Annotated in this window: 13 protein-coding genes; 3 read left to right on the forward strand and 10 right to left on the reverse strand. The window is 32.9% G+C overall.

Features of this window, described 5'->3' with window-relative positions; all coding sequences use genetic code 11:
• Nucleotides 1-41 precede the first annotated feature (41 nt).
• Nucleotides 42-884, forward strand: coding sequence for an AraC family transcriptional regulator (locus IR010_RS14020; protein ID WP_194604684.1), 843 nt, complete (start codon nucleotides 42-44; stop codon nucleotides 882-884).
• A gap of 16 nt (nucleotides 885-900) precedes the next feature.
• On the opposite strand, the gene IR010_RS14025 is transcribed toward IR010_RS14020, so the two are convergent.
• The 9 genes from IR010_RS14025 to uvrC all read right to left on the reverse strand — a co-directional run bounded on the left by IR010_RS14025 (nucleotide 901) and on the right by uvrC (nucleotide 12,188).
• Nucleotides 901-1,521: a hypothetical protein gene (locus IR010_RS14025; RefSeq protein WP_194604687.1), complete on the reverse strand. Its 621-nt coding sequence runs from the start codon at nucleotides 1,519-1,521 to the stop codon at nucleotides 901-903.
• A 40-nt stretch (nucleotides 1,522-1,561) separates the two neighbouring features.
• Nucleotides 1,562-2,782, reverse strand: coding sequence for a M23 family metallopeptidase (locus IR010_RS14030; protein WP_029270897.1), 1,221 nt, complete (start codon nucleotides 2,780-2,782; stop codon nucleotides 1,562-1,564).
• 22 nt (nucleotides 2,783-2,804) lie between these two features.
• Complete coding sequence (locus IR010_RS14035) at nucleotides 2,805-3,746, reverse strand: tryptophan 2,3-dioxygenase family protein (protein WP_029270895.1); 942 nt, start codon at nucleotides 3,744-3,746, stop codon at nucleotides 2,805-2,807.
• Nucleotides 3,746-4,516 carry a DUF3108 domain-containing protein gene (locus tag IR010_RS14040; protein WP_029270893.1) on the reverse strand — a complete coding sequence of 257 codons (771 nt, stop codon included), beginning with the start codon at nucleotides 4,514-4,516 and terminating at the stop codon, nucleotides 3,746-3,748. Before IR010_RS14040 ends, IR010_RS14035 begins: the two co-directional genes overlap by 1 nt.
• Before the next feature lie 299 nt (nucleotides 4,517-4,815).
• Nucleotides 4,816-5,976, reverse strand: a complete 1,161-nt coding sequence (gene hppD, locus IR010_RS14045; RefSeq protein WP_194570245.1) for a 4-hydroxyphenylpyruvate dioxygenase — start codon at nucleotides 5,974-5,976, stop codon at nucleotides 4,816-4,818.
• A 170-nt stretch (nucleotides 5,977-6,146) separates the two neighbouring features.
• The gene (locus tag IR010_RS14050; protein ID WP_029270889.1) at nucleotides 6,147-7,304 is read right to left on the reverse strand and encodes a homogentisate 1,2-dioxygenase; all 1,158 of its coding nucleotides are present in this window, start codon (nucleotides 7,302-7,304) and stop codon (nucleotides 6,147-6,149) included.
• Nucleotides 7,305-7,520: 216 nt separating this feature from the next.
• The gene (locus IR010_RS14055) at nucleotides 7,521-9,812 is read right to left on the reverse strand and encodes a patatin-like phospholipase family protein (protein WP_194604690.1); all 2,292 of its coding nucleotides are present in this window, start codon (nucleotides 9,810-9,812) and stop codon (nucleotides 7,521-7,523) included.
• A 60-nt stretch (nucleotides 9,813-9,872) separates the two neighbouring features.
• Nucleotides 9,873-10,382, reverse strand: a complete 510-nt coding sequence (locus IR010_RS14060) for an XAC2610-related protein (RefSeq protein ID WP_194604693.1) — start codon at nucleotides 10,380-10,382, stop codon at nucleotides 9,873-9,875.
• A gap of 6 nt (nucleotides 10,383-10,388) precedes the next feature.
• Nucleotides 10,389-12,188, reverse strand: a complete 1,800-nt coding sequence (uvrC, locus tag IR010_RS14065) for an excinuclease ABC subunit UvrC (RefSeq protein WP_194570253.1) — start codon at nucleotides 12,186-12,188, stop codon at nucleotides 10,389-10,391.
• A 136-nt stretch (nucleotides 12,189-12,324) separates the two neighbouring features.
• Between uvrC and IR010_RS14070 the strand changes: the two genes are divergently transcribed.
• Complete coding sequence (locus IR010_RS14070) at nucleotides 12,325-13,305, forward strand: succinylglutamate desuccinylase/aspartoacylase family protein (protein ID WP_029270882.1); 981 nt, start codon at nucleotides 12,325-12,327, stop codon at nucleotides 13,303-13,305.
• Nucleotides 13,292-13,861: a 5-formyltetrahydrofolate cyclo-ligase gene (locus IR010_RS14075; protein ID WP_194604696.1), complete on the forward strand. Its 570-nt coding sequence runs from the start codon at nucleotides 13,292-13,294 to the stop codon at nucleotides 13,859-13,861. Before IR010_RS14070 ends, IR010_RS14075 begins: the two co-directional genes overlap by 14 nt.
• Nucleotides 13,862-13,959: 98 nt before the next feature.
• Here the strand turns inward: IR010_RS14075 and IR010_RS14080 are convergent, their stop codons facing one another.
• Nucleotides 13,960-14,715 carry a tetratricopeptide repeat protein gene (locus IR010_RS14080; RefSeq protein WP_194604699.1) on the reverse strand — a complete coding sequence of 252 codons (756 nt, stop codon included), beginning with the start codon at nucleotides 14,713-14,715 and terminating at the stop codon, nucleotides 13,960-13,962.
• Nucleotides 14,716-14,723 lie beyond the last annotated feature (8 nt).

Genomic DNA, 14,723 nt, shown 5'->3' on the forward strand with positions numbered 1-14,723 from the left:
TAAAATTGTACTAATTGGTACTAAAATTGTATTTTAGCGATATGACAGATACGAATTTATATCTTCCTTTTGAAGTCGATTTTAAAGAGTTGGAACAGTTTCCGAAAATAATTCGGAAAAACAATTTCTTTGAATTGATTTATGTTGTCGACGGAACCGGAATTCAGATTATTAATGATAATAAATTTCAATACCGAAAAGGAAATCTGTTTCTCGTAACACCGCAAGACATTCATTCATTTGAAATTACAACACCAACCAAATTCTTTTTCCTTCGATTTAATGAATATTATATCAGAGCAAATTCTCAAAATGGACAAATGGAAACGGTACTTCGAATGGAGTATATTCTTCAGAATGCAAGTCATCGTCCGGGATGTATTTTAAAAAATAAAGTTGATAAACCTTTAATTGCGTCGCTGATTGAAAGTATTATAAACGAACAAAGCAATCAGCAAATTTATCATCAAAAGATTATTGAACAGATCGTAAATACCATAATTACGATTGTAGCGCGAAATATTGCTTTAAAACTTCCAAAGAATATAAAAGAGACAACAGGAGAAATGGTTCTTGAGATTTTGCATTATATTCAGGAAAACATTTATGATTCAAAACAATTAAAATCAGAAAAAATAAGCGAACACTTTAATATTTCGCTTCATTATTTAGGGAAATATTTTAAGAAACAAACGGGTGAAACGCTGCAGGAATATATCGCAAATTATAAATTAAGATTGATTGAAGCACGACTTTTAAACAGTGATATGCGTATTAATGAAATTGCAGACGAATTAAATTATTCAGACGAAAGTCATCTCAATAAAGTCTTTAGAAAACATAAAGGAATGAATCCGTCGGAGTTTAGGAAAAAGCATTCTTAATAATTCGGAATTTATATTACCAAATTTTCCACCAAGGTTTTTTATTAATCGAAATGATTTTTTTCTCTATGTCAATTTCGATTTTTTTTGGCGATTCAATTTTAATTTTAGAATCGTCAAAAAATAGTTCCCCGTTCTCGTTCATTCCAATCGGAGATTTGGTTCTCTCTTTCCAATCTTCAGTTTGTAATTCGGAAATTAAAGCAATATTTCTCTTGTCTACGAATTTCTTTCTGGCCTTTTCTGTGATTTCTTCTTCTAGATTTGAATTTGAATTTTTAAAAAGTGAAATTGAATTATCGGGAATGTTCAAAAGAAAAACTTGTGTTTGATTATCCATTTTCTGTATGTCTAAAACCTTAAAATAGGCAATAGAATCTAAAAGGAAATGACCAATTTTTGCTGAATCTGGATTGAATTTTGATATGTCTTTTGCATTTGCACTGGCAATCAGATACCTCAAATTTCCTGAAAGACCTGCTCCCATAGAAGTCATATCAGTAAAGCCTTTTTCCTGAATTATTTGCCCGATTTTATATTTTGAAATTAAGTCTTCTGAAAGATTTGTGTCTCTGTAAAATAATTTTAAATCTGAAAAAGTTTCGTTGTAAATTGTTTTGAGACGTGAGTTTTTCATGGTTTTTTCTATTTTTTAGAATGGAGTTCTCAATAAAAAATTACAAGTTTCCAATACTGTCCAATTCTCTTTTCAGAGGTTCAATTTGTTTCTCAAAACGAGTTTTGTCATTTCCGGTTAAAGATTCTCCGGTTGGTAAATTCAATCGAAGCGCATCCACCTGAACTCCATTTTTCCAGAAGCGGTAGCAAACATGAGGTCCAGACGCTAATCCTGTGCTTCCTACCAAACCAATTGTTTGTCCTTGTGTAACGCGCTGTCCGCGACGTACCAAAATTCTAGACATATGAAGATATTGAGTAGAGTAGGTTCCGTTGTGTTTTACTTTTACAAAATTTCCGTTTCCTGCGGTGTATCCAGTTGCTTCTACAACGCCAGATGCAGTTGTCGAAATTGGCGTGCCTGTTGGAGCGGCGTAATCTGTTCCTTTATGTGCTTTCCAAGTATGCTGAACAGGGTGAAATCTGTTCATTGTAAATCTTGAAGTGATTCGGCTAAACTTAATTGGTGTTTTTAAGAAAAAGTTTTTTAGCGTTTTTCCTTCATCATCATAGTATTCAATTTTCCCCGAAAGGGTATCTTTTTCAAATGGAAAAGCGTAAATAATCTTTCCTTTATATTCAAAAAATGCGGCTTCTAGATCTTCAACGCCGTCGTATGTTTTGCCATTAATAAAACGTTCGGTAAAAACTAATCCGTAACGATCTCCTTTTTTAAGTTTAAAGAAGTCAATAGACCAAGAAAATACTTTTGTAATTCGATTGGCAAGTGCTGTTTCTACACTTTCGTTTCCTAAAGTTTCAGATAATGAGCTTTTTAAGACTCCGCCAATTATTTTGCGTTTAAATGTAACAGGCTTTATTTTTTTGTATGCTTTTGCAATGCTATCTCGTAAATCAATTACATAATAGGTTAACGCATCAGGCTGATAAATAAAAACTTGCAGCTTGTTGGTTTTGTTTTTAGATCGAAGAATTGTGTAAGGTTTGTTGTAGCGAATTGTTCGAACATCAAAAGTGTCTTTTACCTGTTCGACAATATCAAAAACTTTTTTGTTGCCAATATTTTGGCTTTGTATGATAGATCCAAAAGAATCTCCTTTTGTTATAGTGTCATTAACGACATTAAAATCAGCGTAATTAAAACCGAATTCTACTTTCTTAGTTTTTGGTTTAGTGATTTTAATTTCAACTTTTTCATCGGTTTTATTACATGAAAATACTGAAAATAAGAGGACTATAATTACGAATGCTTTTTTCAAACTTTTAATTTTTTTTGGGAAATTAAGCAGTGGTTTCATTTCCCCAATTGGACAATTCTTCTTCGGTCCACAATTTAGGAAAAAAGATGCGTCTTTGGTATTTTGGATGCATATATTTTTGCCAGTCACTTCCTCCGGTTGCTTCGCCATTGCCTTTTCCGCTTTCTAGAATGTACTTTCTAGCTGTATTAAGGTGTTGCATAACCCAGGTGATATTTACAGTTTTATCATAATGGCGCATTGCCTGAATTAATTCTTGGTTTTGCTGATCTTGTTCAGGCAGTTGCGTAAATTTTTGCCAAATATTCTTTGTCTTAAACTCAGACATTTGTCTTAAAAAATGACCTTTATATTTCTTTTCGAATTCCTGAAGCAAATATGATTTTTCGCCTGTTTGATAATCTTTTCCTGCAGCTTGCCAGTATAAATGTTCGAAACTTATTTCTAAATCAGTATTTTCATCAAAGTTGTCTTTGTAGCGGCGGTCTGTTAAATTGATAACATCTGTCGAAGCAAATTCAATTAAACGATATTGCGCACTCTGAAAACCGCTTGCGGGAGTCAATGTATTTCTGAATTTCATATACTGATCCACTTCCATTCCGTTTTCCATAATACTGAACGAATTGGTAAGCATGTCAAAATAGCGTGTAATTCTAGATAATCTTTCGCTGAAAAAATCGACTTGAATGTTTTGAGTTTCTGCAATTTGATCTATTTCCCATAAAATCATTTTAAAGATCAATTCATTTACCTGATGGTACATGATAAAAACCATTTCGTCAGGAAGTGTAGTGCGTTGTACTTGTAAGCTTAAAAGAGCATCTGTCTGAATATAATCCCAATACGTAATTGGTTTAGACCAAAGTAATCCTTCTAACTGAACATCAGTTTTTTGATTTATTGCTTGAAATTTTTGGTCAATTTCTTTTAAAATTGATTCTGAATGATCAGTAAGGTTCATTATTTTTTTACTTTAAATGGATTTTTTAATCCTTTATATTCGTCAAGATCCGCTTTAAGTGATCCAACGGCAAGATCTGCTTTTATTCTGACTGGAACTTTATTGTCGTCATCTGTGATCCAGAGTGTTACGCTTTCTTTTTCTTTAAAAACTCTTCCTGTTTGTACCAAAGGTTTAAATACCATGGTAGAAACGGTTCCAAATTTAGTTGTAATATCTTGACGGCCTATATATTTTAACTTAAATTTTGTGATTTCCTCATCGAAAAACATGTCAATTGTAATGGCGTCTCCTGATTTAAGTTTGTCTATATTTGGGTGATTTCGCAAATAGTAAAAAGACGAAATTATATCTTGCACATTATCAGTAATAATAATTGTTTTTTCTGATTTTCGCTTATAATCTTTTACCAAAACTCTATTTTCGGCCTGATTAAAAATACCTTCCTGATTTTTTGTGTAGCCTCCTTCATCTATTTTTCTGATGTAGCGATATGGACTTCCTGTTTCTTTGTCAAAATAACTTTCATATAAATCTTCTACTTTGAAGAAAAATTTTGACATTCCGGTTGTATAACCTTTACCAATAGCATGATGCACTTTTTTATTGTTTATGGTGGCGTCTTTTATTTCGAGTGTAGCGTAACCTGCGTTTACAATTCCGTAGTGAATTCGGAACTTAAAGTATTCACCTGTTCCAAATGCATCTTCTTTTTGGGTATCAAAAGCAAGTGAGGTGAGAATTAATATGATGAGAACTAGCTTTTTCATAGTACAATTTTTACATTTCATTATAAAGATAATTAAATGCAAATTCTATTCCAAATGTACCGAAACAAAAAAACTCAGTCAAGGAATGACTGAGTTTTTATGCTATTAACTAACCAAAAAACTATAAATTATGAAATTTATATCAATTCAGAAGGAAACCACCCCTTCTTGATTTGCGAGTGCAAAGATATGCAGAAAGTTCAAAAAAGAAATAGCAAAAGGCAAGTTTAACATAACATTTGCATAAAAAGCATCGTTTTATAGCGAATTTTTCTATATAATGTAAAAATATTGCGATTTTACAAAGTTCCTCTCAATTCTTGCTCTCTCTCAATTGACTCAAAAAGGGCTTTAAAGTTCCCTGCACCGAATCCTTTTGCCCCCATTCTTTGAATAATTTCGAAGAAAAGCGTCGGTCTGTCTTGAACCGGCTTTGTAAATATTTGTAATAGATAACCATCTTCATCGGCATCGACCATGATCGCTAATTTTTCAATTTCGTTGATATCTTCTTTCATCATGTCCATATGAACACCTAATCTTTCAGGGATTGCTTGGTAATAAGTATGAGGAGGAGCTGATAAAAACTCAACGCCGCGTGCTCTTAGTTGAGATACTGTTTTAATAATATCATCTGTAGCAATTGCGATGTGCTGAATTCCAGGGCCGCCGTAGAAATCTAAATATTCTTCAATCTGTGATTTTTTCTTTCCTTCTGCCGGTTCGTTAATTGGAAATTTAATTCTGCCGTTTCCATTAGACATTACTTTACTCATCAATGCAGAGTATTCTGTGGTAATTTGTTTGTCATCAAAAGATAAGAAGTTCACGAATCCCATAACTTCTTCGTAAAATTTTACCCAGGTATTCATTTCGTTCCAGCCCACATTTCCAACCATGTGATCAATATATTTTAATCCGGTTGGTTCTGGATTGTAATCAGATTTCCATTCTTTGTAACCTGGCAAGAACACGCCATTGTAGTTTTTTCTTTCTACAAAAATATGAACTGTTTCTCCGTAAGTATAAATTCCGGAACGAACAACTTCTCCAAATTCATCTGATTCAACAGTTGGTTCCATAAAAGATCTGGCACCGCGTTTCATAGTTTCTTCGTAAGCACTTCTGGCATCTTCTACCCAAAGCGCCGCAACTTTTACTCCGTCTCCATGTTTTTGAAGATGTGCATGAATTGGAGAATCTTGCGTTAATGGCGTTGTCAAAACAATTCTAATTTTATCCTGTTTCAAAACATAAGATGCTTTGTCTTTTACTCCGGTTTCTAATCCGGCGTAAGCTAATGACTGATATCCAAAAGCTGTTTTGTAATAATGTGCAGATTGTTTTGCATTCCCTACATAAAATTCTACATAATCTGTTCCTAATAATGGAAGGAAATCTTGTGCTCCTTCAAATATTTTCTCTAATCCGTATTCTACTGATTTTACTTCTTTTGACATGATGTTTATTTGTTTAATCGGTTAATCGTTTATTTGAAAAACCGAAGTGTTGATTTAAGATTTTGTTTTTTTAACCGCAAAGTTCGCAAAGATTTTACGCAAGGTTCGCAAAGTAATTATAGCGCTCTTTGCGTAAAATCTTTGCGAACTTTGCGGTTAAATTCGATTAGTTACTCCGTCCAGGATTTATAATACTGACCATCATCTAATCCCATAGCTTCTTCTGTAACCATTAAGGGTCTGAAAGTATCAACCATAACAGCTAATTCCTGAGTTTCTTTGTGGCCAATACTGCGTTCCATCGCTCCTGGCGCTGGTCCGTGCGGAATTCCTTTTGGGTGTAACGTGATATGACCCTGCTCAATATTATTACGACTCATAAAATCGCCATCGACATAATATAGTACTTCGTCTGAATCTATATTGCTGTGATTGTATGGCGCCGGAATTGCTTTCGGATGATAATCGTAAAGTCTTGGACAGAAAGAACAAACGACAAAAGTAGCCGTTTCAAAAGTTTGATGTACTGGTGGCGGTTGGTGAACACGCCCAGTTATAGGTTCGAAATTGTGAATGGAAAATCCGTATGGAAAATTATATCCGTCCCAGCCGACAACGTCAAAAGGATGTGTTGCATAAACCACTTCGTGAATCATGCCTTCTTTTTTGATTTTAATTAAAAAATCACCTTTTTCGTCGTGCGTTTCCAATTCACTTGGCAAAATAAAATCACGCTCACAAAAAGGAGAATGTTCTAAATGCTGACCCGATTGGTTTTTATATCGTTTTGGAGTGTAAAATGGAGAATATGATTCGACATAAAAAAGTCGGTTTTCTTCGGTTTCGAATTCAATTTGATAAATAATGCCTCTCGGAATAATCAAATAATCGCCATATTCAAACGGAATATTTCCTAACATGGTTCTTAATTTTCCCTTTCCTTTGTGGATGAAAAGCATTTCATCGGCATCGGCATTTTTGTAGAAATAATTTCGAAGCGATTCTTTCGGTGCAGCCAAACCAATAATGCAGTCTTTATTGACTAACATGGCTTTTCGGCTGTCCAGAAAATCATTTTCAGGCTTTAATTCAAAACCTTTAAAAAGTAATGATTTTATGTTTTTTCCGATTGCAATTTTTGGTTCAACCGAATAAGAGTTTAAAATTTCTTTAACCTGTGTTGGTCTATGAACATGATATGACAATGATGAATGTCCGTGAAAACCTTCAGTTCCAAACAATTGTTCGTAGTAAAAACCACCGTTAGGTTTTTCAAATTGAGTGTGTCTCTTTTGTGGAAAGTCTCCGAGTTTATGATATAATGGCATGGCTTTTCAATTAGATAATTTGTAAATTAGATAATTCGAAAAATTTGAATTGTGTGAACAGATAATCAGCTCAATTTTCTAATTGACTAATCATCTCAATTCGATCGGTTTTACTCAGGATTTCTCTTGATAAGGAATTGAAGATATTCTAATAAACCTGTCCATTTTGTTTTCATTATAACAAATGTCGTAATTTTTATTGATTTAAATTACAAATTAAAATAAAAATCCGATACTAAACCAAGTAAAACTTTTTGACATTTCTGGAGACCATGATTGTTTGATTTCAATTGGACCAATAATAGTTTCTAATCCGTAGCCTACTGCGTACCCAGAATATTTGGGCATTGAGATCCAATCGACAGTACCAAAAATATCATCACCTAAATTGGCGTAATTGGCAGAAAAATTCACGTGATTTTTTTTGAAAATTTCATAATCTAAAGTAATTGTTGATTTTATATAGCTGTTTCCAGCAATACTTAGAAAATCATATCCGTAGAAATAATTGAAATTATTGATTTTGCTGTAGCCATAACCGCCGAGAATAAAATTGAAAAACGGAACACTGTCGCTGCCAATATTAAATCCGGCATCTGCTCCAATTTTTACTGTAGCTCTTCTAAATAATGTTTTGGCAAAAGCAACTTCGGCTTTAGCGATTGAAAAAGGCTTAAACTTATTTGTATAATCTGATGACGCTAAATAAGTTTGTAAATCAGATGAAAAATACAATCCTGAATGCGGAAAGCTTTTGTTGTCGAAAGAGTCGTATTTTAAATACCCAAAGACACTCATATAATTACTTTTGTCAATTATGTTTTCATTATTAGAGAGCGTTGGCGAATTTATTTTCAAATATTTGTATTCTAAACCGCCGCCCATTAAAAACTTCTGTACAAAAATAGTTTGAAAATAAGCTTGATTTGTGAGGTCTAAAAAGTCAACATTTATCAAGTTTACGTTTGGATTTTGTGTTTCTAAATTACTAATGCTTGTCGTAACATTTCGGTTGAATTGATTTAGTCGCGAACGAAATCCAAAACTGATATTAAATCCGTTTTCAACATAATAATTTAAATCATATCTAAAATTATCACCCAAAATAACATCTAAAGAAGTAACATCATTTTTTAAGAATGTTTTTTTATGGGTAAGATTCAATAAAATACCACTTTTATAAAGTCCGTCATAATGCAGGCCCAGTTTTAGATAAGTCTGAGTTGGGTTTTCTTTTAACACAAGATCTAAATCATCTTGCTTTCCGTCAGGCTGAAGGCAATACGAAATGGTACTAAAGTTTTGAGTAGCATTCAGATTGTTTATTCCTGTTTTAAGATCATCATAAGTAATGGTACTTCCGGGTTTAAAACGCAGTTTTCCTCGAATGTATTCTTTAGTATAATTGTCTAACAGTTCACTGTTTATTTTTTTAATTTCTATAGTATCCGTAGCCAGTTTTAGTTTTGGTTTTTTATAAAAATTATCTTCATTAACGAGTGATTTAATTTTTTCATAAACAGCAAAAGCAGCTTCTTCTCCTTTTCGGATTATTTCTTCACCTTTATCAAATGAAATTACACCAAAATCGCGAATATCTGGTTTAATATAAACGTCAGTGTCCTTTATTTTACTTTTCATTTTATCGATTGACTGCAGATTGGTAATCTGAACCAAAATTCGGGTAGCATTTTTCAGGTTTTTTCTTTTCATTAAATCGTCCTGAACATCAACACCAATAATAATATCAGCCCCAAGATTTCGTACTTCCTGAATTGGATAATTGTTTACTACGCCACCGTCGACCAATAAATTTCCATCAATTTCTACTGGAGTAAATAGGGAAGGGAATGCCGCACTTGCCATCATCGCCTGAACTAGGTTTCCTTTGTTAAGCAAAACTTCTTCGCCTGTTTCGATATTTGTGCCGATGCATAAAAAAGGAGTTGGCAATTTATTAAAATCACGAATGTGACGCACATTTCGAGTTAAACTGCTCAATAAATTATAATTATACATTCCTTTTGAGAGTGCTTCGGGAATTCCAACTTTAAAATTACTAAAAGGCAAAACGATCGCATACAATTCATCATTTTTCTTTCCGTAAAAGTTTTTAGACGAACGCGGAATATAATCGTTGATTAATTCATCAAAATTGGTTTTTTTGAAGATTGAATCAATTTGAGAAGCATTATAGCCAGAAGCGTAAAGACCGCCAATTACAGATCCCATACTTGTGCCGCCGATAAAATCGATTTTGATTCCGGCTTCTTCTAAAACTTTTAAAACGCCAATATGTGCAAATCCTTTGGCGCCTCCACCGCTTAAAACCAAACCAATTTTTGGTCTTTTAACAGAGTCTTTTTTTATTTCTTGCGAAAAAGTGTTTTGTGGATTGAATACTAAAATGGAAATAAGTGCCAACGCCACAGTCCAGTAATTTCCGATAGTCATCGGAAATGAAAACTTTGATTGCTTATTTAAAATGGACAGCTGTTTTGGGCGCATAAAGTGAACTAGTTGGTTTTGTAAAAGTCGACAATTTTTTTGGCTTTCTAATATATTATCTTAATATGATTCTGTTTTAGAAAGTATTAAATTTTTGTTCTTGTCATATTTCCAAGTATCTATATGATTTCTTGCACCGCCTCTGCAACTCGACGTTAGTGTCTTTTTAGTTTTATCTATTTTAACATCACAAAACATGTCGCATTTAGGACTAAAATTCGATGGAAATTTTAAAGAATCAAATTTTTTTGTTTTTGGATTAAAAATAAAAATCTGATAAATGGTATAAACTCCCATTCCGTCATCTGTGTGAAATGAAGCAAAATCTGTAAAACCATCAAAGTTATAATCGTTTATTTCTAAATGTGAAGGTTTTTCCGTTATCGAAACTTCAATATTATTTATAATTTGTATTTGTCCGTTCTGCATATTTTCTACTTCTAAACTCTCAAAATTATTGATATAGCTTACTTTAATTTTGCTTTTGTCATTTTGCAAAAATGAAATATCGTTTTGACTGTACGTAATGCCAAAAACAAACAGCAAGATATGTAGAATGTGCTTTTTCAAATGAATTTAGTTTTCTTTAGGATGATAAAAATCAATAATTTTCTTGGCTCGTGATAAACCTATAACGTCAGATATTTCTTTTTCTGTAGCCAATTTTAATCTTTTAACACTTTTAAAATGCTGAATTAATGTCATCATTGTTTTTTCGCCGATTCCAGGAATGCTTTCAACCGAGGAATTTAGTGCCGCTTTGCTTCGTTTGTCGCGGTGAAAAGTAATTCCAAAACGGTGCGCTTCATTCCGCAATTGCTGAATTACTTTTAATGTTTCAGACTTTTTGTCTAAATATAGCGGAATCGAATCTCCAGGATAAAACAACTCTTCAAGTCGTTTTGCAATTCCGATAATGGCAATTTTACCGCGTAATCCTAATTCATCAATACTTTTTAATGCCGCAGATAATTGCCCTTTTCCTCCATCAATAATAATTAATTGTGGCAAAGGTTCATTTTCATCTAATAATCTTTTATAACGGCGATAGACAATTTCAGTCATCGAAGCAAAATCATCTGGGCCTTCAACAGTCTTCACATTAAAATGGCGATAATCTTTCTTGCTTGCTTTTCCATCTTTAAAAACCACGCAGGCCGCCACGGGATTTGTTCCTTGTATATTTGAGTTGTCAAAACATTCAATATGTCGAGGCTCAACCGGCAAACGCAAATCTTTCTGCATTTGTGCCATAATGCGATTAGTGTGTCGATCCGGATCTACAATCTGCAATTGTTTCAGTTGTTCTATTCTATAAAATTTTGCATTTCGAATAGACAAATCTAAAATCTGTTTTTTATCTCCAAGCTGCGGAACAGTCGTTTTTATATTTTCGCCTAAATCAATTTCAAACGGAACAATAACTTCTTTTGATAATAATTGAAAACGTTCACGAAGCTCGATAATCGCCAATTCTAATAATTCTTCATCGCTTTCGTCTAGTTTTTTCTTGATTTCTAAAGTATGCGAACGAATAATCGATCCGTGAGAAATTTGTAAAAAATTGACAAATGCGGCACTTTCATCAGACACAATCGAAAAAACATCAATATTGGTAATTTTCGGATTTACGATTGTAGATCTGGATTGATAGTTTTCAAGAATTTCTATTTTTTCTTTGATTTTTTGGGCTTCTTCAAAATGCAGATCCTGCGCATATTGATTCATTAAACGCTTAAAATCTTTCATGCTTTCTTTGAAATTTCCTTTCAGAATTTCTCTAATTGCATCGACTTGTCTTTGATAATTTTCTAAGGGTTCTAAACCTTCACAAGGACCTTTGCAATTTCCAATATGGTATTCTAAACAAACTTTAAATTTGCCAGCTCTGATATTTGATTCGCTTAAATCGTAAGTACAAGTTCGTAAAGGGTATAATTCTTTTATTAAGTCGAGAATGGTATAAACCATTTTGAAATTAGTATACGGGCCAAAATACTCAGATCCGTCTTTGATCATTCTTCTAGTCAAAAATATTCTAGAAAAAGGTTCTCTTTTAATGCAAATCCAAGGGTAACTTTTGTCGTCACGAAGCAAAACATTATAACGTGGCTGCAGTGTTTTTATTAAATTGTTTTCTAGTAAAAGCGCATCAGTTTCAGTAGGAACGACAATATGTTTTATGGTTACAATTTTTCTAACCAGCACATTCGTTTTTCTCGTATCGTGAATTTTATTGAAGTAGGAGGAAACTCTTTTTTTTAAATTTTTTGCTTTTCCAACATACAATATTTTGTCGTCTTTATCGTAATACTGATACACGCCAGGATTGTCTGGCAAGGTTTGAATTTGAAGTTCTAAAGACGGTTTTTGCATTCTGTTTTATTTCTGGAGGTATTGAAAAGCTTTGTCAAAAATCATTCCGATTTCTTATAAAAAGCTTAGCATTGATTTAGTTTCAAATTTACGAAATCAAAAGAATAATTTCTATATTTAGATTTTATAATTCTACATGAAAAATAGTAAACCCTTAGTTATTTTTGGCGAATCGATTTTGCCGGGAGAAAACAAAACGATAAACGTCGAAATTGCGAGGCTGCATACCACGACAAAACTTAATATCCCTGTTATTGTTCGCCGTTCTAAGCTAGAGGGTCCGGTAGTTTTATTCTCTGCAGGAATTCATGGTGACGAAATTAACGGAGTAGAAATTGTTCGCCAGATCATCAGCAAAAAAATAAATCGCCCTGCAAGAGGAACTATTATTTGTATTCCGATTATCAATATGTATGGTTTTGTCAATAAATCGAGAGAGTTTCCAGACGGAAGAGATTTAAACAGAGTTTTTCCAGGAAGTAAAAAAGGTTCTCTAGCAAGCAGATTTGCTTATCATATTGTTGCAGAAGTTTTGCCGATAATAGATTATGCTGTTGATTTTCATGCTGGAGGCGCAAGCCGTTTTAACGCACCGCAAATTAGAATTACAGAAAATAACCCAGATCTAAAACTTCTAGCCGATGTTTTTAATGCGCCGTTTACATTGTATTCTAAAAACATCAACGGTTCTTTTAGAAATACCTGCGAAAGAGCCAATATTAAAATGTTGCTTTTTGAAGGAGGAAAATCTTTAGATATCAATAATTCGGTAGCAAATGAAGGAGTGATGGGAGTACAGCGTTTGCTGGCTTATTTAAACATGCTTGACCCTAAACATATTGTCGAAGAAGCTGAAGATCCTTCTATTTATATCAAAAATTCGGTTTGGCTTCGTGCCAAATGTTCTGGATTATTGCATGATTATAATATGATTGGAAGATTTGTTACTAAAGGAACTATTTTAGCTATTATAACAGATCCGTTTGGTAAATTTGAGCAGAAAGTAAAAGCACCGCACGACGGATTTGTCATAAACGCGAATCATTCGCCGATTGTGTATGAAGGTGATGCAATTTACCACATGTCTAAAAATAGCCCTGATAATGCCGACGAATAAAAAAGAATTAAGATTACAGTATAAAAATCTTCGAAAAGAACTTTCAACTGATGAAGTCGAAGAAAAAAGTCTGGCTATAGCCAATAATTTAATTCAATTGCCCATTTGGGATAAAACCTATTATCATGTTTTTCTGCCTATCGAAGAACAAAAAGAAGTAAATACAGAATATATTTTGCATTTGCTTTCTGGAAAAGATAAAGAAATTGTGGTTTCTAAAAGTGATTTTCAAACTCGTGAAATGACTCATTTTCTTTTGACTGATAATACCAAAATCAAGAAAAACGATTATAATATTCCGGAACCAGTAAATGGTTTGCCAGTGCCGTCACAAACTATCGATGTGGTTTTTATACCGCTTTTGGCTTTTGATGTTTTAGGAAATAGAGTAGGTTATGGAAAAGGTTTTTACGATAAATTTTTATCTGAATGCAAACCAGAAACCATAAAAATTGGACTTTCTTTTTTTGAAGCCGAAAACCAAATTAAAGATGTCTTCGAATTCGATATAAGATTAGATTATTGCGTAACGCCTTTAAAAGTCTATGCTTTTTAATTTTTCACCATATAAGTGATATAAGTTGATTTAAGATCTTAATTTAAACAAACTAATATTTGCTTATATCACTTAAATAGTTTGAAAATAGTATAGGATTAAAAAATTGGCTTAACTTCTTTAATCGTTGTAGCATCAATCCAGCCTTCAGTACCGTCAGTCAATTCTATTTTTTTCCATTTTCCTAAAGTTTCTTTTACATAAACTTTTGCACCTTCATGTAATAAGAAAATGGCAACACCGGCTTTTTGCGGTTCGCTTCGAACTTCGCTTAATTCAGCAAAAACAATTGCGGGGCGATCATTATCATAATGACTTTTTTCAGACATTCCAGCAGATACACTCAAAGCCAAACCAGCCAAAAGAACAAACATTCCAATAAAATGTAGTCTTTTTGAAAGGGTGAGCTGTGAAAAATAGTAGCCAATAAAAGTTAATAAAAAAGCAAATGCAATTCCGACAGAAATTTTTGCCCAAGTATTATAATCGAAAATTCCGGTAAAGTTCTGTATCAGTTTTGCAAAACCTACTTTAGGAACTTCTTTAATTTCGTCAATAGTTAGTTTTTTAGCAAATTTTAAATTGTTTAAAGTCTCAGGATCATTAGGTTTTAAAACTAATGCTTTCTCGTAATTATAAATAGAAGGGGCTACTTTATTGAGCTTATAATAACAATTTGCTAAGTTAAAATACAATTCAGCCGACTCTTGTTTGTCTTCTTTTAGGATATTTTCATATTCCTGAGCTGCTTGCTGATATTGTCCCTTTTGGTACAAAGCATTTCCTTTTTCAAAGCTGCTTTGAGCAAAGAAAATCTGAGAGATTAATAAAAAGAGATAAACTATATTTTTCATTTTGTAGA

Source organism: Flavobacterium sp. MR2016-29 (assembly GCF_015350695.1).
In the GTDB taxonomy this organism is placed as follows: Bacteria; Bacteroidota; Bacteroidia; order Flavobacteriales; family Flavobacteriaceae; genus Flavobacterium.

Bases quoted from the DNA above. Each gene is read 5' to 3' on its own strand.
- IR010_RS14020 (WP_194604684.1), top strand. From the start codon at position 42: ATGACAGATACGAATTTATATCTTCCTTTTGAAGTCGATTTTAAAGAG.
- IR010_RS14025 (WP_194604687.1), bottom strand. From the start codon at position 1,521: ATGAAAAACTCACGTCTCAAAACAATTTACAACGAAACTTTTTCAGAT.
- IR010_RS14035 (WP_029270895.1), bottom strand. From the start codon at position 3,746: ATGAACCTTACTGATCATTCAGAATCAATTTTAAAAGAAATTGACCAA.
- IR010_RS14040 (WP_029270893.1), bottom strand. From the start codon at position 4,516: ATGAAAAAGCTAGTTCTCATCATATTAATTCTCACCTCACTTGCTTTT.
- hppD (WP_194570245.1), bottom strand. From the start codon at position 5,976: ATGTCAAAAGAAGTAAAATCAGTAGAATACGGATTAGAGAAAATATTT.
- IR010_RS14050 (WP_029270889.1), bottom strand. From the start codon at position 7,304: ATGCCATTATATCATAAACTCGGAGACTTTCCACAAAAGAGACACACT.
- IR010_RS14055 (WP_194604690.1), bottom strand. From the start codon at position 9,812: ATGCGCCCAAAACAGCTGTCCATTTTAAATAAGCAATCAAAGTTTTCA.
- uvrC (WP_194570253.1), bottom strand. From the start codon at position 12,188: ATGCAAAAACCGTCTTTAGAACTTCAAATTCAAACCTTGCCAGACAAT.
- IR010_RS14070 (WP_029270882.1), top strand. From the start codon at position 12,325: ATGAAAAATAGTAAACCCTTAGTTATTTTTGGCGAATCGATTTTGCCG.
- IR010_RS14075 (WP_194604696.1), top strand. From the start codon at position 13,292: ATGCCGACGAATAAAAAAGAATTAAGATTACAGTATAAAAATCTTCGA.
- IR010_RS14080 (WP_194604699.1), bottom strand. From the start codon at position 14,715: ATGAAAAATATAGTTTATCTCTTTTTATTAATCTCTCAGATTTTCTTT.